16 protein-coding genes are annotated in these 21,988 nt (G+C 53.8%); 13 read left to right on the top strand and 3 right to left on the bottom strand.

Annotated elements, in window-relative coordinates; all coding sequences use genetic code 11:
- Position 1: 1 nt before the first annotated feature.
- From SH248x_RS01205 to SH248x_RS01180, 6 genes are all read left to right on the top strand, one after another.
- A complete protein-coding gene (locus SH248x_RS01205) occupies positions 2-1,927 on the top strand; it encodes a DNA translocase FtsK (protein ID WP_459556686.1) in 1,926 nt (641 codons plus the stop codon).
- A gap of 775 nt (positions 1,928-2,702) precedes the next feature.
- Positions 2,703-3,719: a DUF1559 family PulG-like putative transporter gene (locus SH248x_RS01200; protein WP_459556685.1), complete on the top strand. Its 1,017-nt coding sequence runs from the start codon at positions 2,703-2,705 to the stop codon at positions 3,717-3,719.
- A gap of 100 nt (positions 3,720-3,819) precedes the next feature.
- A complete protein-coding gene (locus tag SH248x_RS01195; protein ID WP_459556684.1) occupies positions 3,820-4,476 on the top strand; it encodes a PepSY-associated TM helix domain-containing protein in 657 nt (218 codons plus the stop codon).
- Between the two features lie 37 nt (positions 4,477-4,513).
- Entirely contained in the window at positions 4,514-5,035 is a 522-nt protein-coding gene (locus SH248x_RS01190) for a DUF2271 domain-containing protein (RefSeq protein ID WP_459556683.1), read from the top strand.
- A 48-nt stretch (positions 5,036-5,083) separates the two neighbouring features.
- Entirely contained in the window at positions 5,084-5,890 is an 807-nt protein-coding gene (locus tag SH248x_RS01185) for a DUF4198 domain-containing protein (RefSeq protein WP_459556682.1), read from the top strand.
- Between the two features lie 81 nt (positions 5,891-5,971).
- Positions 5,972-7,615 carry a flavodoxin domain-containing protein gene (locus tag SH248x_RS01180; protein WP_459556681.1) on the top strand — a complete coding sequence of 548 codons (1,644 nt, stop codon included), beginning with the start codon at positions 5,972-5,974 and terminating at the stop codon, positions 7,613-7,615.
- A 33-nt stretch (positions 7,616-7,648) separates the two neighbouring features.
- On the opposite strand, the gene SH248x_RS01175 is transcribed toward SH248x_RS01180, so the two are convergent.
- Both SH248x_RS01175 and SH248x_RS01170 read right to left on the bottom strand, forming a co-directional pair.
- Positions 7,649-8,209, bottom strand: a complete 561-nt coding sequence (locus SH248x_RS01175) for a hypothetical protein (RefSeq protein WP_459556680.1) — start codon at positions 8,207-8,209, stop codon at positions 7,649-7,651.
- A gap of 281 nt (positions 8,210-8,490) precedes the next feature.
- Complete coding sequence (locus tag SH248x_RS01170; RefSeq protein ID WP_459556679.1) at positions 8,491-9,603, bottom strand: prenyltransferase/squalene oxidase repeat-containing protein; 1,113 nt, start codon at positions 9,601-9,603, stop codon at positions 8,491-8,493.
- A 396-nt stretch (positions 9,604-9,999) separates the two neighbouring features.
- Here SH248x_RS01170 and SH248x_RS01165 point away from each other — a divergent pair, with 396 nt between their 5' ends.
- The 7 genes from SH248x_RS01165 (at position 10,000) to SH248x_RS01135 (ending at position 20,267) form a co-directional block, all read left to right on the top strand.
- On the top strand, positions 10,000-11,067 hold the full coding sequence (locus SH248x_RS01165; protein WP_459556678.1) for a DUF1559 family PulG-like putative transporter: 1,068 nt from the start codon (positions 10,000-10,002) through the stop codon (positions 11,065-11,067).
- A 17-nt stretch (positions 11,068-11,084) separates the two neighbouring features.
- Complete coding sequence (locus tag SH248x_RS01160; protein WP_459556677.1) at positions 11,085-11,525, top strand: transthyretin-like family protein; 441 nt, start codon at positions 11,085-11,087, stop codon at positions 11,523-11,525.
- A gap of 262 nt (positions 11,526-11,787) precedes the next feature.
- Positions 11,788-12,564: an ABC transporter ATP-binding protein gene (locus SH248x_RS01155; RefSeq protein WP_459558561.1), complete on the top strand. Its 777-nt coding sequence runs from the start codon at positions 11,788-11,790 to the stop codon at positions 12,562-12,564.
- On the top strand, positions 12,564-15,395 hold the full coding sequence (locus SH248x_RS01150) for an FtsX-like permease family protein (RefSeq protein WP_459556676.1): 2,832 nt from the start codon (positions 12,564-12,566) through the stop codon (positions 15,393-15,395). Before SH248x_RS01155 ends, SH248x_RS01150 begins: the two co-directional genes overlap by 1 nt.
- Positions 15,396-15,460: 65 nt before the next feature.
- The gene (locus tag SH248x_RS01145; RefSeq protein ID WP_459558560.1) at positions 15,461-16,396 is read left to right on the top strand and encodes an alpha/beta hydrolase; all 936 of its coding nucleotides are present in this window, start codon (positions 15,461-15,463) and stop codon (positions 16,394-16,396) included.
- 285 nt (positions 16,397-16,681) lie between these two features.
- Entirely contained in the window at positions 16,682-18,112 is a 1,431-nt protein-coding gene (locus SH248x_RS01140; RefSeq protein WP_459556675.1) for an NHL repeat-containing protein, read from the top strand.
- 115 nt (positions 18,113-18,227) lie between these two features.
- A complete protein-coding gene (locus SH248x_RS01135) occupies positions 18,228-20,267 on the top strand; it encodes a PhnD/SsuA/transferrin family substrate-binding protein (protein WP_459556674.1) in 2,040 nt (679 codons plus the stop codon).
- A 34-nt stretch (positions 20,268-20,301) separates the two neighbouring features.
- On the opposite strand, the gene SH248x_RS01130 is transcribed toward SH248x_RS01135, so the two are convergent.
- Entirely contained in the window at positions 20,302-21,924 is a 1,623-nt protein-coding gene (locus SH248x_RS01130) for an ABC1 kinase family protein (RefSeq protein WP_459556673.1), read from the bottom strand.
- Positions 21,925-21,988: the final 64 nt, after the last annotated feature.

The raw sequence follows: 21,988 nt of genomic DNA, 5'->3' as shown, positions 1-21,988 counted from the left end.
CATGCCGGTGACACTGACAGTCAGTCAGGTGCGCGACGCCTTGTATCAGGGCGAGCGAGCCGAGGCTTCCACTGATGGGGCGACAACCACCGCGATGCTCGGGCGCTGGTTTCATGAAGGCTTGAACTTTCTTGTCTCGAATGAATCCTCGGAAAGTCCTCTGTTTGCCTTGTCCCAGTCGGAGACGGATCTCACGACATGGAAAGCCCTTCTCGTTGATCGCGTCTATGAACAATTTGTAGGCCCGCGACTGACTCGTCATTGCGTCACACTGCAGGAATCACCCTCGAAGGTCGTCGCGTTTTGGCAGGCCATGCAGGCGGCATGTCATTGGGTTGCCGAGTTGTGCTGGACATTGCATGTGAACTCCAGTTCGCGCCGGAGAAACGTCGTTGCTCCGTGGAGTCAGCTCTCGGAATCTTTCGAAACAGACGTTTTTCTTGAGTGTGAGTTCACCGATCCCGGGTGGAGCGACAGCGTTCGTCTGACTGGTATTGCGGATGCCGTTGTTCGCCTGACTTCTGCGGACATCTGGTGTGTCGTTGAGTTTAAGACGGGAAAAACCTCTCCACAAACGGATCTTGGCCAGGCCTGCCTGTACCACATGATGCTTTCGGCGATTGAAAGTTCCCGACTCGGAAAGCAAGTTGACTCAGGAAAGCTGGCGCTGATCAGCTTCACACCCGAGCGACAAGAGTCTTTTTTCTCTTCGTATGAACTTACCGAAGCCCTTCAGAAACTTCGTGATTTGATCGGTCGTCTCGCAGGCGTCAGTGGAGATCATCCTCGGAATATCGCATCAGAAGTCCCCGTAAAAACTCCAGCAGGTCGACCAACGCAGACGAATGACCCAGCCGATCAAGAATACCTCGACATGGGACGAAGAATTGTTGAGACGTTCAAAGAATATGGCGTGAATATCACGTTGGATAGTGAGATCGTCGTTGGCCCCACATTCATTCGGTTTACGATTATCCCGGGTCCTGGTACGAAAGTCGCCGCCGTCGAGAAGCGAGCCGCCGAGCTTCAGGTCCGTCTGGAACTCGCCGCTGAGCCTTTTATCAACCGCGATCGAGGACGCCTCGTTATCGACATTCAGCGGCCGCATCGTCAAACGGTCTATTTTGACAAGGTTCGCAGCCAGCTTCCTGCAATAGATCCCTTGCATGGGAGTGCAGTCGTGCCGGTCGGCGTGGATCTCGCGGGTGAGCTTGTTTGCGCGGACTTGTCGAAACCTGAGCACTGCCATCTGCTCGTGGCCGGCACGACAGCAAGCGGAAAAAGCGAATGGTTGCGAATGGCGATCGCCGGACTGATGGTCACGAACACCACCGAAACCCTGAGACTGGTGATCATCGATCCCAAGCGGAATGCTTTTCATGCTCTGAAGAATTCACCCTACTTGTGGCAGCCTCTGGTCTTTCCCGATGAACAGCCAGCCGGAGAAGTTCTCAAGAAACTCTGCGCGGAGATGGACGAACGATATCGCCTGCTGGATGGGGCCGATACGATTGCCGATGCCGTCGCGAAGGCTAACAAGCCTATGCCAAGAATCGTCTGCGTCTGCGACGAATACCGCGATCTCATCTCACGAGATGCCAAAGAACGAAAACAGATTGAAGAACAGGTCTGCCGACTCGGAGCCAAGGCCCGTGCGGCCGGGATCCATTTGATTCTGGCCACTCAGCAGCCAAGCCGCGAAACAATTAAAGGGGCACTTGATTCCAATATGCCAGCACGAGTTGGGCTAAAGATGGGGCGTTATCTGGAGTCCAATATGCTTCTCGGAGAAGCGGGCGCTGAGAAGCTCCTCGGCCACGGCGACTTGTTATTCAAAGACGTCAATTCTCCTCGTCGACTTCAGGCACCTTTGCTGACGGAAGCCAATCGCGTTGAGATCTTCGCTGATAAGAGTGACACAAATTGACCTGGGTTTCTTCATTCGCGACACGAACTCGCGTGATCTTATTTTCTTTCTGGTGGGCTCGTGAGATCGCTTTATAAATTCAACTTACCTGGCGAGTTCACGATCGGAACAGTAGCAATCAGGGCCAGAGGTGGATCGAAAATCAGTCACATTCGGCTATCAACTTAAATCTGTCCTCTGGTGCGGTATGACATTTTGTTTGTAGCGGGACATGCATTCGTGAACGGTGTCGTTTGATGACAGTTCTAATACCAATCACCACTTGACTCAGCGTGTCTTCTTCTCAAAGTCCCTGCTTGCGGCTGTGAGCATGGCGGGACTTGGGGGACGGTGGTGGCTTGAATTGGGATTCGTATAAGAACTGGTTTTGTCCATTGAAGATGCCGGAGATTGTCACAGAGGTTGGGACGAAAAGCAGAATCTGGTCAGCCCAAGACGCTACTCTCGCAACACACGGAACAGGCTTGTGAAGCAGGCGCAAGCCACATGGAGTTGCGTAAAATCATTTGAATAACATCGAGACATTGTTGACAGTTTCGCGTGCTAATTGTTAGTGTTGAGACTCAGTCTCAGTCGGCCAGCCAGCTTTCCTTGCCAGCAACGCCAGCTCTTTTCGGCATTACTTCCGGTTTGCGACCTGATGAAAGGTCGGCAAAACCTCGCCTTGCGCGAACTGCGATAAATCGTTTCACGAGATGCGTGTCGATTTTTACAGGGGACTCCTGCAAATTTATCTTTGATGAAGGACTGGCGACCAATGTTTTCGGTTTGCAAGATGAGAACGAATCAACGCGATGCGTTCACACTGATTGAGTTACTGGTAGTCATTGCGATTATCGCGACTCTTGTGGCGCTCTTATTGCCAGCTGTTCAACAGGCACGCGAGGCGGCTCGTCGTTCGACCTGCAAAAATAACCTGAAGCAGATCGGGCTGGCACTTCACAATTACATGTCAACCTATCAAGAAATGCTGCCCAACGCCGGTGGAAGTGGTGGTGGATATCCCAACGATCATTCTCCACTTGCGAGACTACTGCCTTTTCTGGAAGCGGCAGCGCTGCAGGATTTGATCGACTGGAACATTTATATGCAGCACCCGGGTTCCGGGAATCTTCCACCGGAGCTATGGCCGGTCGTAAAAACGGTCGTACCAACCTATGTCTGCCCGAGTTTTCCTGGGAGCGCTGTGACGGATATGACACTCAGCAATGGTACGACCATTCAAACCGCTGGATCGTGCTATTCAATGGTGCACGGGAATGGTCTTGATAATGCCTTCCACGCTGGCACAACTGCTGGAAATGGTTTGTGCTGGGTCGGCGCTCGAGTACGACTGGCCGATATTACAGACGGGACCTCGAACACGATTGCATTCATTGAGACGACGATTGGACCAGGAGCGAATGTGGCTGGACCACCATCGACCGAGCGGGCTGATCCAAGACTCTGGCGGGCCAGTGGTGCTGCGAGCAATGCTGCAACTGGTCAAACCAATGGTTACGATGCGATCGCGTCCAGTATTGGTGGATGGACTGGCGGAAAGAATACGATCTGGTTGAGAGGAAGTGTTCCGAACGGCCCGATCCAGGCTGCCATTCTCACTCCAAACAGCAAGATTCCGGATTTTGGAACAGGCTCTGCCAAAGCAACCGCCTCTCGTAGTTTTCATACCGGGGGCGTTCAAGTCAACATGGCAGATGGCGGCGTTCGTTTTGTCAGCGATAACATCGATCGCAATACCTGGCATGCTCTTCTGACACGTTCAGGCGGTGAAGTTCCGGGCGAGTTCTAAGCGATTGGCGGGGCTCGAAGAGAGTATTTTTCTTCGCGATTCAGTAGAATCGAATCGATTATTTCGGGGTTTGAACTTCAGTCGTTTAACGTATGGGCTTATGGATCTGGAACAATCATCTTCGTCCTTCACAAAGGATCTTCGGAGCTCACAGCGAAAGACGTTTCTGCTGAGGACCATGATTCAATGGCACTGGATCAGTTCTGCGATTTGTCTGGTCGGCATGCTGATGTTTGCGATCACTGGCATTACGCTCAACCATGCGGGGCAGATTGTCGCTGAGCCGACGATCCTCACTCTTCAGGCTGAACTTCCTGCGGAACTGATTGAGAAACTGAAAGCAGTCCGGGAAGAAGAGTCTGCACCTTTGCCTGTCGACGTGTCGACGTGGCTGAGTCAGCAGTTTCCCAAATCGATCGGTGCGCGACCTGCGACCTGGTCGGAAGATGAGGTCTATCTGTCGATGCCAGGTCCTGGGGTTGATGCCTGGATGTCGATCGATCGGGAAACGGGAAAGGTGGAATTCGAGTCGACTCAACGTGGCTGGATCTCTTACCTCAATGACCTTCATAAAGGACGAAATACCGGCGCGGGTTGGAAACTGTTCATCGACCTCTTTGCCGTCGCGACGCTGGTCTTTTGTTTGACGGGTTTATTCCTGTTGTACTTCTACGCTCGACAGAGAAAGATGACCTGGCCGCTGGTGGGGCTGGGACTGGTCTTGCCGGTGTTGTTGGCTTTACTCTTGATTCACTGACCGAATTGACTGAATAAGAAATTGAGGGACCTGGGTTATGCAGAAGTTTGTCTGGGTGTTTCTGGCTGCCGCGATGATCGCTCCGCCGGGAGCTGGAGAGTCGAAGTTGGAAGTTGGAGTCGAGATCCCTCAGTTGAATGTGTCAGAGTACCATCGTCCCTACATTGCGGTCTGGGTTCAGGATCCGGATGATAAGGTCGTTACGAATCTGGCCGTCTGGTACCAGCTGAAAACACCGACGGACAAGACGGGAAAGAAGTGGCTGCCAGATCTGCGTCAATGGTGGCGACGGTCCGGGCGGACTCTGGATGTTCCGGTGGATGGGGTTACGGGGCCGACCAAGCCGGCGGGCTTTCATGAACTGAAATTCGGCAAAGACGATAAGCAACTCGCGAACCTGAAACCGGGAAATTACACCTTGCTCGTAGAAGCATCTCGCGAAGTTGGCGGACGTGAACTTATCGAGATTGATTTCACCTGGCCGGTTCAGGAAACGAAGACTTTCGATGCGAATGGGAAATCGGAACTTGGCAAAATCACCTTGAAAGTCAATCCGTAGTCACTCATTTTCTCCTCACTCAAACTCCGCTCATTACGAAGGAATACCATGGTACGACTCCTCGTCACGACTCTGACGCTGCTGCTGGCGTTTCCACTCTCGACGTTCGCTCACAAAGTTTGGCTGCTGCCATCGCAGACGGTTTTCTCCGGCGTTGAGCCGTGGTTGACTGTTGACGCTGCTGTTTCCAATGACCTGTTCTATTTCAATCACTTCCCGCTCAAGCTGGATAACCTTGTCATTACGGCACCGAACGGTGCAAAGGTCGAACCTCAGAATCCATCGACGCTGAAGTACCGCAGTGTCTTCGATGTCCCGCTTGCTCAGCAGGGGACGTATCGGATTGCTGTTGTGAACGATGGCCTGTTTGCGACCTTTGAGCAGGACGGTCAGCGTCGTCGCTGGAGTGGCACTGCTGAGAAGTTTGAAGCAGAAGTCGCGAAGGATGCCAAGAATCTGAATGTTTCGGAGAGTGTCGGACGTATTGAGACGTTCGTGACGAATGGTGCTCCGACTGAGAAGGCGCTCGAAACAAAAGGTCGAGGCATCGAGTTGCAGCCGATTACTCACCCGAACGATTTGTATGTTGGCGATCAAGGGAAATTCCGTCTGCTTCTTGATGGCAAGCCAGCAGCTGGCCTGGAAGTCGAGATCATTCGCGGCGAGTCACGTTACCGCAACGCTCCGGAAGAGATTCAGGTCAAGACGGATGCCAACGGCGAGTTCGCTGTCGAGTGGAAGCAGCCTGGGATGTACTGGCTGGAAACAACCAGCTCGGATGAGAAGACGTCATTGCCACAGGCGAAGACTCGTCGCCTGAGTTATGTCGCAACGCTGGAAGTTCTGCCACAGTAGATTGAATGAGTCTGTCATGGAACAAGCGGCTTGGTCTCGCGGAGATCAAGCCGTTTTCGTAGGTAGAACCAGGGAGATGTTGTGTTAGGGACTCGAACGACGCAGGTGATGAATGTCCTCGCGGGACTCATTCTCGCGGGAATCGGGTTCGTCTTCTTTCGTTGGACCGAAGGGGACTGGTGGGTGGCGTTTCCGAGCGGAAGTCGTCTGATGCTGGCGGCTGGTGTTGTAGTTGCTTACCTGGTGTTTTGCTTCTGGACCTATGGAACGACGTTGCAAGCGAAGGCTGCGATTCGTGATTCTTTGACACCAGCCGTGACGTCGCCCGATGCGATTTTAATTGCCTATGCCAGTCAAACGGGCATCGGTGAGGCGCTCGCGCGGCAGACGATGAAACTGCTGCAAAGTTGCGGGCAGGTAGCGGACGTGTGGTCGATCGAAACGCTGACGCATCAGGCGATGCTCAGCTGCAGGCGTGTCCTGTTTGTAGCCAGTACGACGGGGGACGGTGATCCTCCCGATCATGCCCTTCCGTTTGCACGTCAGACGATGTTGCTGTCTGCCGATCTGAATGGGCTCACCTACGGCGTTCTTGCCCTTGGCGATCGTCGCTATGAGCAGTTTTGCGAGTTCGGACGTCAGATCGATCAATGGCTACGATCTCAGAACGCGACTCCACTATTTGACACGATCGAGGTCGATAATGTCGATCAGTCTTCTCTGGACCAATGGCAGGCCCAGTTGCAGCGACTGGCTTCGACGGATCATCGTCCTGTCGAGCGAATCACGATTCCTGAGATGCCATACTGTCGATGGGCACTCAAGGAACGTGTCGAACATAACCCAGGAAGCATGGGTGGCAAGGCGTTCTTTCTGTCCTTCTCACCAATCGACAGCGAGCCGATCGAATGGATTGCAGGAGATATTGCAGAGATTGTGCCTCGCAATTCGCCCGCACGGGTCCACGAGATTTTGAAGCAGGCCAGGCTTGAGCCCGATGACGTTGTGACGGTTGGTCCGCGGACGATGTCGTGGCGGGAGTTGCTGATGTCGTCGCAGTTGCCCGAACTCAACGCGTTGCCTGGTGTGATGTATCCGGAGTTTGCTGAGTCGCTGCGTCCGTTGAGAAGTCGTCAGTATTCGATCGCGTCGATCCCAGAGGATGGTGAGATTCATTTACTGGTTCGTCGAGTTGATCTGGGAGGCGGTCGACTCGGGATTGCGAGTGGATGGTTATGTGATGTTGCGCCGGCTGATCATGTGTTTGAAATTCGCATTCGCAGCAATCCGACTTTTCATCCATGCGAGCCAGGTGTTCCCATGATTCTGATTGGCAATGGGACCGGGATCGCGGGGTTGCGGAGTCATCTCAAGGCGCGAGAGAAATGCGAATTGTCGAGAAACTGGTTGATTTTCGGCGAGCGTCAGAGGGATTGTGACTTCTTTTTTCGAGATGATATTGAACGCTGGCAGGCGAGTGGACTTTTGGCACGGACAGATCTGGCGTTCTCGCGTGACCAGACGGATCGGAAGTATGTTCAACACCTGATGCAGGAATCTGCGGAAGAGTTAAGGGCGTGGGTGAATGATGGTGCCGTGATTTACGTGTGCGGGAGTCTTGTCGGTATGGCCCCCGAGGTCGACTCTGTCCTGCGACAGGTTCTGGGAGATTCACAAGTCGATCAGATGCGAGCGAATGGACGGTATCGACGAGACGTTTATTGAGCGAACATGATTGTCGAACGTGCGGCGACTAAATTACTGCCCGCTGTTCTCAGGGCCGTCGATCAAATATTTGACGACGAACAGATCCGATGCAATTTCATGATACTCCACTGGAGTGATGACCTGCTGCAGTCCCCCTTGAAAGGCTGAGGGAGGAGTCTCGACTGTTCGCCACTCCAGCCAGACTTTGGGTGCCTCTCCGGACAGTTGGAAGCGAATCGCTTCACCTGGGGTTCGTTCGACCGCGGCAATGCGTAATGAAGTGCCAGGAATATGGGCGTCTCCCAGCATCAGGAGAGTACGAGGAGTGCCATAAGGATACGCGAGGAATGCGCCGAAGCTCGCGATCTGGCCGCCTTGCTGAGGCCAAAATCCGTTGAGCTCCTGGGCGAGTTCACGAACTGGACCCGCAAATTGAGCAAGCTCTGCTGATTGCCCCCGCAGCCGGATGTAATCCCATTTCGTTCCCGTCGCGATCCAACCCAACGCCAGTACGATCGCGACCGCAGGCAGGACGATCCGTTCGCGCCCTCGATTCAGGAAGACGGCAGCGATTCCGAGGGCAAGACATAAGCCGGCAAAGAACGAACCCACGAGCATGGCTCTTTGGGAAGCGACTGCCTCCGCTTGACTCGCCACGTCAGGAACGTACTGTCCCCAGGAGAATGACCACCAGCGAATGTTGTTCAAATCATGCAACGAGCGAGTGGTTGTATCCCGATCCATGTAAAGCCAGCACGCGACGGCGATCAGTAGCAGGGCATTGATCGCAAGGAACGACCTGATGACATGTCGTTCTCTCTTTTCCGCGTGCCGATTTGTGGGCAAATCTTCAACAACGGATGCGAAATCAGCTGAGACTGGCCCTGCCCCTTTCATTTGGCCACTTCCTTCGCATGAGCCAACGAAAGTAAAGCAAACGCCGTACAAAGATTCGCATCGCTTTCAAACCATTGCTGGTCTGAATTCACCCAAGAACCATCAGCGCGTTGTGACTTGGAAAGGGTGCTAATGAGATCAGCTCTCCATTTCTGCTCGCCGCCCGGTGTGCTGATCACGTCCAATCCTGATGCATCAAGTGCAGATCCAAATGTATGATAATAGTAGAAAAGACCAGCGAGTCCCTGACCGGGATTTCGGTCAAGCGAGTAGTTCTTCGAGATCCATTCGAGAGCGACCTTGGCTCGCGGATCATTGTTATTCAGCCCTGCATAAATGAGGCTCTTGAATCCTGCGTAGGTCATCGAACCGTAGCTGCGAAGGCCTCCGTTAGTGGTGTAACGCTCTGACGTTGATGGATCAACCTTCTCAGTCGGCACGACGTAATAGAAGCCACCATCGTTGACTTTGTCAGCAAACTGGGTGTCATTCCATTCTGCGTCCAAGTTCTGGCAACGGGAAACAAACAACAGAGCGCGCTGAATCGCAGGGTCGCTGGAAGGAGTTTCCAAGGAATGGAGAGCTTCGATCAGAAATGCCGTATTGGAGAGGTCAGGCCTTTCTTTCCCACTGTAACCGACACCACCGTAGTGAGGGTTCGATTGATCAACATCACCGCTGACGCCAATTTGCAGCCCGCGAATGAATTTCTCGGCGTTTTTCAGCACTGTGTCGTATCGATGATCTCCTGCGACGCGATTTGCTTCTGCGAACGCCATGATCCCGACACAGGTCTCGTAATTGCGTAACCGGTCACTGGCGTAGATGCCGCCGTTGGTTTGGATTTTGCTTTCGAGGAACTTCAATCCTTGAGCAACCAGCTTGTCATCGATCGGCACCCCATTTCGCAACGCAGCCGTGACCGCCAGTGAGGTGATCCCTGAGCCGACCCGCGGCGAGAACGATCCATTGGCTTCCTGGCCTTTGTCGCGCAGATAGTCCAGCCCGTTGTTAACAATTTCGACTCGCTGTGCTTCTGAGGATACGTCTGTGTTTGGGACACTCAATGTAGCGGACAGGGCGACGGTCATGATGATGTGTGCGAGCAAGATTGTTATCTCCAAGTCAGATAATGTCAGCGTTAGAAATGTCAGCCGAGACGTTCGCCCCAGTCAGGAAACCATGACAAACGACGATCGAAATAACCGCAAATTGTATTCCTGTTGACGCAATTCCCTTGGCAGTCGTGTACGAACGCTGTTCCACTCGACTTGTCGCAACATGAAGAACGATGTTGCAGTCCATCGACAGTGTGCTGGGAACAATCTGGCGAAGTACTCGCCATGAATGGCCGAAATATCGTCGCAAGCGAGTCGGGTTCGACGATGACCAAGACAAACTCCAGATGATTTCCGCTCAATTGGTCATGGCGCGAGCTTTGCTCATGAGTGAAGTGCTGCCAAGTATTTCCGAACGGTGATTTCCTGTCTGAAAGTGGGCCATTGATGATTGTAGGGCGTAAGGGTTTTACGTTAATTGAACTTCTCGTCGTGATCGCCATTATTGCTACGCTCGTTGCGATTCTGCTTCCCGCTGTGCAGCAAGCTCGTGAAGCGGCTCGTCGGTCTTCTTGTTCAAATAATTTGAAGCAGATTGGGCTGGCGCTTCATAACTATCTAGATGCCTACCAAATGTTCCCTGCACAACGTGCGACAGCGCCGAGCGGCTATCTCCCCGGCGGAATTTACCATGGATGGGGCGTGAAAATCCTCCCGTTCCTGGAGCAAGGCTCTCTGTACGATCAGTTCAATTTCAATCTGCCTTATTACCAGGGGCCTGCTGACACACCTGCGTCCAATAATCTGACCGCTTGTCAGGCCAAACTGTCGGTTTTTCGATGTCCATCAGCCATCGAGAGAGATTCGTTTCCATCCCAGACTCCGACTGGAGTGGTTACTGAAGCCGCCTTCACGACCAGTCCCACGACGACGACTGATCCTGATGCAACACCAGTCAGGAAGATTGCCTCTTCGGACTACATCTCTTTTTATAGCGGAGGTGGTTATCCGATTCCGTTCCTCAATGATGACGATCAGATCGCGGCAGGCACAGGGTTGGAGTTCGCCTTACAGAAGTATCGTCGGATTGCGGAAGTGACGGATGGGCTTACGAATGCTCTTCTCATCTGTGAGTCAGCCGGCAGACCTCTGCATTACATTAAAGGACGTCAGCAGTCAGGACCTTCTGCACTTGGTTCTGGAGTGGCCTCGGTCACGGCAGCTTATGCCGATCGAAAATACACACAACCCGTCTGGGGCGACTGGGGGAGCGGTCCCTGTAATGCGTTTTCGTTTTTCGATGGGTCTGGAGTGGAAGGCCGTGTCACGTTGGGGACGACTGCGCAGTGTGCCGTGAATTGTAATAACGTCGCGGGTATCTATGCCTTCCATTCAGGTGGCGCGATGAACCTGTTTGGCGATGGCGGCGTCCGTTTTTTAAGTTCGTCCGTTTCCTCCCGTATCGTCAGCCGATTGCTGCTGGTGAACGATGGCAACGTCCTGGGCGAATACTAAAAGACAGGAGCCGATCGATGCGTATTCAAACTCTGCTGTCTGTGGTTGTCAGTTCATTGTTTGTTGCATTTGTGTCTGGATGTGAAGATCCCGGGCCGCAGCTTCCACGGTGTATTCCGGTCTCAGGTCAGGTCCTGATAGACGGCGCACCAGCGGTCCGATCTGTCGTGGCACTGCATCCCTCATCGCCGTACGCGGATGGAAAGACGTATGTCGGTCAGACATTCACCGATGACAACGGACAATTCAAGATGACGACGTTCAACTATGGTGACGGCGTTCCAGCCGGTGATTACACAGTCACCATCGTGGCTGAGTGGGTGTCTAAAAACGGGCAGGATGTGGGCGTCAAGGATTTACTCGGCGGCGTTTACGCAACGCCGGAAAAGTCTCCGCTCAAGCTCAAGGTTGAAAGCAAGCCGATTGTCTTAGAACCCTACAACCTGAAAAAGAAATAACCGGAATTGCGCTGTCCATGCGGGTTGGCGTTTGCCGGTCTGCATGGGCTCACCGAAGATCCCTTTGCACGCAGCGACCGAATCCGAAAACCACTCTCAAAGCAAGACGTGTTGCGAATCGGATCTGCACGAGGTGATAACAAACTGATTACGTCCGCCAAGATACCTGTCGTGAGGCAGGCCAGTTGAAAGAGTTCCGCGGACGATTGAGAAGGATAAACTGTCTGTGAATGCAAATCTGACCGCCGAGCGTGAAGCAACGATGTCTTCCACGGCTTCACTCGTTCCCCTCAAGGCAACTGAGGTCACTAAAAGTTTTCACCAGGGATCCAGTTTCGTGACGGCCCTGAATGGCGTATCTCTGGATGTCCAGAAAGGTGAGTTCGTCGCCATCATGGGAGCCAGCGGGTCAGGAAAGAGTACCCTGCTACATGTGATGGCTGGCTTGACGCGACCTGACTCTGGAGTGATTCGTATCGAAGGTCAAAATCTCTCCGAGTTATCAGACAGCCGACTAACCGACTTTCGCAGAAGACGCGTGGGGATCGTCTTTCAGCAGTTCAACCTGATTCCTTCATTGACTGCCCTCGAGAATGTCATGCTTCCACTGATGGTGGAACTGGGGCGTCAGACGAGCGAAAGTCGTGAGGCCGCGCAGAGCCTACTGGAAAGTCTCGGGCTGGGGCATCGTATGGAACATCGTCCGGACTCAATGAGTGGCGGTGAGCAGCAGCGGGTCGCGATCGCGAGAGCCCTGGTGGCGGACCCGGCGATTATTCTCGCGGATGAGCCAACGGGGAGTTTGGACTCTGCCAATGGCCATGCGTTGTGTTCCTTGTTGAAGGAGCTCAATGAAACAGAGGGACGAACAATTGTCGTCGTGACCCATGAACCCTCTGTCGCTGCATGGGCGAATCGCGTTGTCGTCATGAAAGATGGCTCGATCTGTCGAGAGTGGAGGTCCGAAGAAGTCCCGGATGCTCAGGCATTGGCATTGCGGTATCAGGAACTCGTCTGTGCGCCAAAAGCGAGGGCCTGATGAGAGTCATCTGGAAGCTATTTTTAGCGCAGGCGAAACAGCAGACCGTGCGACTGACGCTGACGGCGATCGCGATGGTGGCATCGATCGGCGTTGTCGTGTGGGTGGTCTCCGCCTATGAGGGCCTGGCGTCAGAGTTCGACGAGCAGACTGACGAGTTCGTCGGAAACTATGACTTGTTCATCGTGCCGCGGGACGTCACAGGAGAACTGCCGGCGTCGCTGGTGAATCAGGTCCAGCAGTTGGCAGACTTCGAAGCGGTCAATCCCGTCAGCCAGTTCCGTATGTCGTTTCGACGGGTAGAAGAAGCGGCGGCATCGCCAGAAACTGCAGGGGCACCTGGACAACAGCGTCGTGGGCTAGGGCGCATGGGACCAACGATTGTCGGGACAACATCGAACGAACCACGATACGAATTGAACGACGGCCGCTGGCTCGACCCGACATCGACCAATGAGGTGGTTGTCAGCAGTGGCATCAGTGAAGCGATTTCATTGAAGCCGGGCGATCAGATTCAGTTTCGCACGGAAGCCAAAGAAGTCGTCGTGATGGATGTGGTCGGGATCGTCGAGCAGGTGCAAGACGTCGAGTTTGCCATGACCCGAACAAAGGGTGGAGCGCCGGGTGGTGTTAATCGAGGGCCCGCTTCGCTGGCGGCGTATGTCCCTATGTCCGTTGTTGAGAAGTTGACCGGCAAGCCTGCGCGAATCAACCTTCTCGAATTGAGGCAAGCGAAAGGGAAGAAGTCAGCACTAATCGATAATCTCGTCGCAAGTGAGAGTTCATCGGCTGAGATATTAAGACCGGAAGATATCAAAGCCAAGGTATCATCGGGGTTTGCAGCAGAAGGGGCGAGGAAGCAGGCTTACTTTGTGACAGCATTATCACTGCTCGCATCGGCGTTTATTATCTTCACCACATTGAGCATGGGAGTGAATGAACGATCGCGGCAGTTAGCCGTGTTGAGGGCAGTCGGGTTGAGACGAATCGATGTCGCACAACTGGTCCTGGTAGAAGCCTTTGTTCTCGCCGTCTTCGGCTGGCTTGGCGGATTACTGGGTGGCTGCGTTCTGTTATCGATCCTGGCCAGCGCGACGCCTCAGATGTTTCCGAATGGTGTCTCACTGGGGTTGATGACGATCGTAATGACCGGGATCTGCTCGCTGGTGGGTGCGATCCTGGCCTCTGTTTTTCCCATTTGGAAAGCAACTCGCGTCAGTCCGATGGAGGCGATGGCGCCTCTGTCGACATCCCGCGGGAATCCTGCCGCCTATCTTTTGATCGGTCTTTTTAGCCTGTTGTTGATTGCGATCAATCCGTTACTGGTGTTTGTGCAGGGGCTGAACGAGAGTGTTCGCTTTGGGCTGATTCTTGGAATCGGGACGCCTGCGACTGTGATTGGTTTTGTCTTGCTCGCGCCGTTGATTGTCTTGCTGGTCGAGAAGGTGTTGAGTCCGCTCGTAGCGAAAGTGCTGCGACTTCAAACGAATCTCGTCAGCACCCAGCTCAGTAACAATATGTGGCGATCAGCCGGGATAGCAGCCTCGCTGATGTTGGGACTCGGACTTTATACCGCGACACAAGTCTGGGGACACTCGATGCTCGGTGGGTTCCTGCCGGGGCAATGGACACCGGATATGATCGTGAAGTTTGATCAAGGGATCTCTGAAGTTGCAATCGAGAAGATCCATCAGATCGAAGGAGTCCATCCGGACATCTGTTTTCCGATCGCAGTCGAGCAGGTCAAAATGGAAGGTGATCCGCTCAAGAGTCGGGAACGCGATACCGCAGTGCGGCAGGATAATGTCATTCTTATCGGCATTGATGTTGAAGCGTTCGGTGTGAAGGATGCGTTTGATCTGAAATTTGTTCAGGGCGACCGAACGGAAGCACTCGCGAAATTGAAAGAGGGACGACATTGTCTTGTCCCGGAATCGCTGATGACGATTGGCGGTCTCAAGGTGGGAGACGAGATTGGCTTTCTTCCGCCGAAGTCTCCTGATCAGCCGGTGAAGTACCGAATTGCGGGTGTGTTGGCAGAACCCGGCTCAAACTGGATCTCGAAGACGTCAGGGCTGCGAAAGAACTCTGTCCGTACAGCCGGGCTTGTCTTTGCACCACGAGCGATCGTCACAGCAGACTTCAATCTCTCTCCTGCTGAGTTTGTCTGGCTTGATTCAAAGCCCGGAGTAACGCCTGCTTCGATTCAGGAGCAAATGGCGACTCTGCTTGCCTTGGCAAAACAACCAGCCCGTGGAAAAGGTCGAGGGCCGGGAAGACGTGTCGGGACAGGGCCAGAGAGTCCGGGGGCGACGCGTCGTTCCGGTGGGCCAGGTGAAGAGCCAGTGAAAGTGACGGCGATCAGTGATGTGCGTCGAAGCCTGGGGCAACGCGGCGGTGCTGCCGTGAACGCAATGGGATGGCTGCCATTGATTACGTTGCTGGTCGTTTCACTGGGAATCGTCAATACGATCGTGACGTCTGTTCGAGCACGCAAGTGGGAGTTCGGTATCTTACGAGCCGTCGGACTGCGACGTTTCACTTTGATGAGGCTGGTGATTTCCGAAGCTATTCTCATCGGGTTCGTCGCGAGTGTTCTCAGTCTGATCTTTGGTGTGCTGACGGGATGGACCTGCCTGGGACTGATTCGTTATGTCAGTAACCCATGGTTTGAAGGAGTCGCGACGCCACTGGTCATTCCCTGGACGTCGCTGGCGTTTGGGTATGGTTTAACGTTTGCTCTGTGCATGATCGCAGCATTATGGCCCGCCATTGCCACCGGGCGATCGGAGCCGTTGACGTTGTTGCAGGCAGGGCGTGCAAGTTTCTAACCTGTTTATCATCCGTTTTTATTTCTACCACTATGACCATCTGTCTGAATGATCGCGTGGACCTGATGATTTTGAGATATGCATTTGCTTCACTGGTGATTCTGTCGCTGAGTGTTTCTGTTTTTGCACAACAAGTTTCCAAGCCAGGAGAGTTTGTCAGCCGCGGCGCAGTGACGATGCCGAAGACGCAGCAGTTTGATGTCACGTCGAAAAGTGGTCGTCCCTATCGACTTTTTGTAGCAGAGCCACTGGGCCCGGCACCGGCAGCAGGCTATCCGATTCTGTATGTGCTGGATGCAAATTCTTGCTTTAGCAGTGTCGTGGAAGCCACTCGCACACAGTCACGACGATTCGGCGAGACGGGTGTTTCCGATGCGATTATCGTAGGGCTTGGTTATCAGTCGGAGCAGGCAATTGATGGAGTGGCGAGAACCTATGATTACATGACAGAAGGTTCGCCGGAAAAATTACCTCCCATGCGCGGCGGCAAAGGCTGGCCCCCATCAGGAGGAGCCGAAGAGTTCTACGAATTCATTGAAGAGACCGTGAAGCCAGAAATGGCCAAGCGTTACAAAGTCGATCCGAAACGCCAGGCGATCTTCGGCCACTCCTTCGGCGGCTATTTCGTCCTCTATACTTTGTTCCGTCATCCTGAGTCGTACCAGACCTATCTTGCCGCCAGCCCTTCGACATGGTGGAACGATTACGGCATGATCGAGATGGAGAAAGCGTTCTACGAGAATCAAAATGAGCCATCTCCCAAACCTCGTCTGCTGATGACGGCGGGAACAGAGGAGAAGGGTGGCCCGGCTTCGCAGTTGCCACCGACCAGGAACTCAACGGAATTCGGGACGCTTAAAGACTTCGCCGCGCGATTGAATCGATCGAAGAAGCTGGCGGGTGATGTACAGCTTGAAATCTTTCAGGGAGCCAATCACGGGGCAACGCTGAACCTGACGCTGCAACCGGGAATCCCGTTCGCGTTTAAGAAGAGCGAATGATCCGTCGCCCCCGCTTGGTTCATAACGCATTGAATCTGACGCGGGCGAAGAATTCCATGGTTGCGCTTAGCCTTTTGAAGAGAGATTCCAAACGGGTCGCCCCATCGAAATGTATGGATAAAACGAGCTGTGAGTATCCGACAAGATTCTCAGGATAGAGCTAGGCACGACGACGATCGTGATTTAATGTCTATTACCTGCCGCAGCGGCGGTCGTTGGTAGTTCCATCGCGATTGTCGAATCGTCGAGGTGCCTCGAAAACATTGCATTCAAACGGAGTTTGTCATGAGTTGGAAGCTTTTCACCTGTTCGTTGGCTCTCTGTCTTTCGAATTCAATCGGTTTGGCCTGCATCGCTGAGGAACCACCTGGTTCGTTTGCCGGGATCGTCAAAGGACTGCTCTCAGGCAGCGAGACGGCCAAAGCGACCACTTCTAACTTGAAACCAACGCATGAGCTGACCAAGACGATCACGGTCGGCTCGGTTGGAAAAATCTCGCCGCAATCGATTGCTCTGCTCTCGACTGGCAAAGTCGCCTGTTTGATGGCTGAAGATCGTTACGCGTCAGTCGGTGCAGATGCAAAAGGCGATGAAAAATCTGCCATGGTCATTGTCTATAGCGATGCCGGTGAAGAGCTCAAACGATTCGATCTGGATTTCAAAGCTGAAAGCATCGCGGCTGGTCCCGATGAGGAAATCATCGTCGCCGGATCGGGACGATTTGCACGCTTCAAGAGCACGGGCGATACGATCAAGTCAACGGAGATTCCCTTCATCCAGGAACGACTTGGCGATGAAGAGCTTTTGAAAGCAGGGGCCATCGCCCGGATCGATGAGACCAGCAAGCTTTATCAGGGGCTGGTGGATAGCTTCAAAGAGCAGACCGAAACACGCAAGGCTGCCCTGGAGAAGGCCAATGAAGGAGTCGAAGCCGCCAAAGCAACCCTGAAAGACCTTCAGGATGGCAAAACGCCAGTGCCGGAAGGCTCCAGCATCGAGGCAGAAACCCGCAAGGCAACACTCGCCCTGACTCGTGCGGAGCGCAAAGCCGAGATTGCCAAATCGACCCTCGAAAGCATCAATGAAAACATGAAGCTTTACCAGGACAACATTCAGGAGAAAACTCCGGAAAACATTGCAGCAACCGTCGCGTCGATCAAGTCAACACTCACCAAAGTTCATTGCGTCAGTCAGCATGAGAACGAACTATTCCTGATTCTGTCGGAAGAAAAAGGCTATGGCTATGCACTCTGGAAGACGGACCTTGCTTTGAGCAACGCCAGCAAATGCCTGGATGGGCTTCGGGGCTGCTGCGGCCAGTATCATCTTCAGGCCTGTGATGATGGACTCTACTGTGCTGAAAACACCAATTACCGCTTGGCGAAATACGCCGAAGACGGCAAGTTACTGACCGCTTTCGGCAAGAAAGCCACGACAGACGATGGCGGCTTCACTGGTTGCTGTAACCCGATGAATGTGTTCGTCGCCCCGAGTGGGACCATTTACTCGGCAGAATCGAGCGGCGATGTCAAACGCTACACGGCTGACGGCGAACTGGCGGCGATCCTCGTCAAGGAGCCAAAACTCCAGGGGGGCTGTCGCAACATGTCCTTCGCTGTGAATGAAGAGCTCAAACGCGTCTATATGTGTGATCTGACCAACAAGTCGATTCTCATTTTTAACGAGACGCCACATACCGTCGCAACGTCGAACTGAATCTGTGAATTTCGTCAACACTCGCCGCTGCCTGATCATTCTTGATGATGGCGGCGGCTCTTTTCTTATGTTACGTCTGACACTCATCGCAAAATTCAGAGTTTGGAGGTTCGCTATGCGCACATCAATGCTGGCAATGGCTTTCATGCTCGGGCTCACATTGAGTTCATCCCTGTTCGCGGAAGACACGAAATCTTTGCGAATGGTCATTATGGACCCGCTCGCGAAAGAACATTCGTGTCCATGTGTTGCAGGCTATGCGCAACGCAACTACCGTGCACTGGCTGAGCATCTGGAGAAACAAACCGGTTATAAAGTCGACATTGCATTCAACGAATCTCTGAAGAAGAGCGTGGATGAAGATCCGGCTGGTCGCGCCGATATCGTCATCGGCAAACATTCTGTGATCGTCTATGAAGCCAACAAGCTCAAGCTTCCACTGCGACCTTCCTATGCCCTCTCAGATCTCAAAGGAAGCACCAACATGTCGGGCTGGATTGTCGTCACCAAAGACGATCCCGCTCAGACTCTGAAAGATCTGGCAGGCTATCAGATCATTTTCGGACCGGAAGAATGCGATGAAAAATACGCGGCTGCGTTTGCTGCTTTCAAGAAGGCCGGCATTACTCCTGACAAACCGTACGAAATCGCTCCTGCCTGTGGAGAGGCCTGCTCCGGCATGCTGAAGAAAGCCGAGACGGGCAAATCAGCGGCGGTGATCAGCTCCTATGCGGCTCCTTTGGTTGAAGGATGCGGAACGATTCCGAAAGGATCGATTCGCGTGATCGCCAAGACCGATCCGGTGCCGTTCATCGAAGTGTTTCTGAATCAAACGATGGATGAAGCTGTTCGCGAAAACATCAAAGAGGCATTGGAGCTGGTCGCAACGGAACCAGAGCTTCTGAAAGCGTTGGAATCGCTGACCGGATTTGATGAAATTCTGATTCCTGTCACGCAGCCTCTATCGCAGAAGGAATCTTCTGGCCCCTCGTCCAACGACAGCTGGACAGGCTGGCGTGGACCGGCTCGTGATGCCATCGTCAGTTGGCTTCCAGCGTCATTTGATCAACCTCCGAAGAAGCTGTGGAGCTTTCCCTTATCTAGACAGGGGCTGGGAGGTGTCGCAGCTGACACTCGAACTGTCTACGTCACCGACCGCGATCCTGATGATCAACTGGATCTGCTTCATGCCATCGACTTCGAAACTGGACAGGAACGCTGGCGATTCACCCGCCCGGCTGCAGGGCGCCTCGACTATGGCAACAATGCCCGTGCCACGCCGATGTTAACATCGTCCCAGGTTCTTTTTTTCGGAGCCCACGGCCATCTGGATGCCATCCAGCTTGAGACTGGCAAGCTCTCTTGGGGCATGAATATCGCCGAGCTTTATGGGCTCGAAGCCAAACTTCCCTGGGGCTACTCTGGCACTCCCGTTCTGGATGGCAAAACGCTGATTACCTCTCCCGGTGGAGTCCTCGCAGGGATGGCGGCATTTGATACCGAATCAGGGGATGAACTCTGGGCAACTGAGAGTTCACCCCCCGCTTACGGTAGCTATGTCATTCTGGAAGCCGGTGGAAAAAGACAAATCGTTGGGGTTGATTCCACCCACGTTCGCGGCTTTGATGCAAAAACGGGTGAGGTCCTCTGGAAGTTCACGCCGGAATCGACCGATGACTTCCAGGTCCCGACTCCGATTGTCTGGAAGAATCACCTGATCCTCGTTTCGGAAACCATGGGAACCCGACTTCACCGATTTGACGAAAAGGGGCATCTCGATCCCAAGCCACTTGCGGTGAATTTCGATCTTTCACCCGATACGCATTCCCCGGTCGTCATCGGAGACCGACTTTACGGCGTCAACGAAGTCCTTCTTTGCCTGGATCTCACCAATGGACTGAAAGAAATCGCCCGCGTGAAAGATGATCGCTACGGCAGCCATACGTCACTCATCGCTTCTGGTGATCGCTTGCTTGTATTCACCCACGATGCTCAGCTGCAGCTGTATGACGTCACTCAGGCCCCACTCAAGCTGCTCGGGCGCCATCAGTTGCTTGACGGGGAGTATGGACTGCTGACACATCCCGCGATCGTCCAGGACAAGATCTACGTTCGCGGTTCAACAACTCTCGCCGCGTTCCAGCTGCTTCAATAAGCCTCGCCGGCTGGCATCCACTATGTCCGCGTTTCTACAAACGGCCGCTGCGGAAAATGCCATAGATCAGCCACATGCCGAGCAGGGCTGAGATGATGAAGACGATCGAGCTGATCCAGGAGTCTGCAGGCGACGTGCGGATGATGAGCGCCGAGGCAACGACCATCGAGGAGATGATCAGGCCGATGACGATGCGGTTGCCGGAGCGGTCGAGCTCGGTGATGAGCCGATCGAGGTGTTCATGGTGAAGGTGGATTCGCAGGTCGTTACGGTTAAGTTTATCGAGCGTACGGTGGATATCGTGAGGAAGTTCCTGGGCGGTCATGATGAGTCGTGAGAGATCGTGAAATGCGCCACTCAACATGCGTTTGGGATGATAACGACGTCTAACCAGGCGTTTGATCGAGGGCAACAGGACGTCAGCGAGGTTGAAACCGGGATTGAGTTGCCGACCAGCACCTTCAAGGCCAACCAGCGCGCGGATCAAAAGCAAAAGGTCAGCCGGGCAGACGATGCCGTGGGACGAGAGGATACGGACGAAGTCGGTGAGGATTTCGCCAAGGTTCATTTGAGACAGCGGGACATCGAAATAGGCATCGACGAAGTCTTGAAAGTCGACGGCGAGAAGTGCACGATCGACAGCGTGCATCGGATGGCCGAGTTTCAAGATCACCGAGACACCTTTCTCGACATTGCGTTCCGGGATGACGCACAACAGGTCAATCAACAGGCCACGAGTTCGCTCTTCAAGTCGGCCGATGATGCCATAATCGAGGAGGCAGAGCGTGCCGTTCCTGAGGATACGGACATTGCCCGGATGCGGGTCAGCGTGGAAGACGCCCAGGTCGAAGGTCTGTTTGATAAAGACGCGGGCGACATTGGAGGCGATGATATCGCGTCGTTTATCGAGCGCGGGGATACTGTCGAGCTGGTTGGTCTTGAGGCCATCGATGTACTCGATGACGAGCATTGAATCGTGTGTGTAATCGCTGTAGACCTTGGGAACGTAGAGCGTCGCATCGTCTCGGAAGAGACGATGGAACTCCTGCATCGCGCGGGCTTCTCTCGTGAAATTGATTTCACGACGAATCACGCGTTTGAAATGTTCCACGAGGCCGACGGGATCAAAGACCTCCGATTCTGGAATGTTGCGGGCGATCAAAATAGAAAAATCGATCATCAGCAGCAGGTCGCGTTCGACATCTTTGTCGACATGCGGGCGTCGGATTTTGATGACGACATCGTCGGGGCCGTGCTTGTCGGTCGGACGCAGAACCGCGCGATACACCTGGCCGAGAGACCCCGCGCCGAGTGGTTCCTGCTGAAAGACCGAGAAGACCTCATCGATTTTCTTTCCAAGACAGTCCTCGATCGCCAGGATCGCTTCACTGGTGGCGAACGGGGTGACTTGTTCCTGCAGGCGCGAAAGGTCGCGTAAAATATCGTCAGGAATCAGGTCAGGACGGGTGCTGAGAATCTGGCCGAATTTGACGAAGGTGGGACCGAGTTCTTCGAGTGCGAGCCTGATGCGTTCGCCACGCCGAAGGGGCGCAATATGCTCCGGCGTCTCCTTATTCCAGAGACGCGCAGGCAAACGAAGGTAAGGCGTAATTCCGAGACGGTCGACAAGATCGCCGTAGCCATACTTAATGAGCACAGCGACGACTTCACCAGAACGGCGTAAGTTGCGCAAAATGCGCAAAGGACGGGTGGTTTGTTTT

Source organism: Lacunimicrobium album (assembly GCF_052161635.1).
Taxonomy (GTDB): domain Bacteria; phylum Planctomycetota; class Planctomycetia; order Planctomycetales; family Planctomycetaceae; genus SXPC01.
Note: the sequence above shows the minus strand (reverse complement) of the source record. Positions and strands in the feature narration are given on the sequence as shown.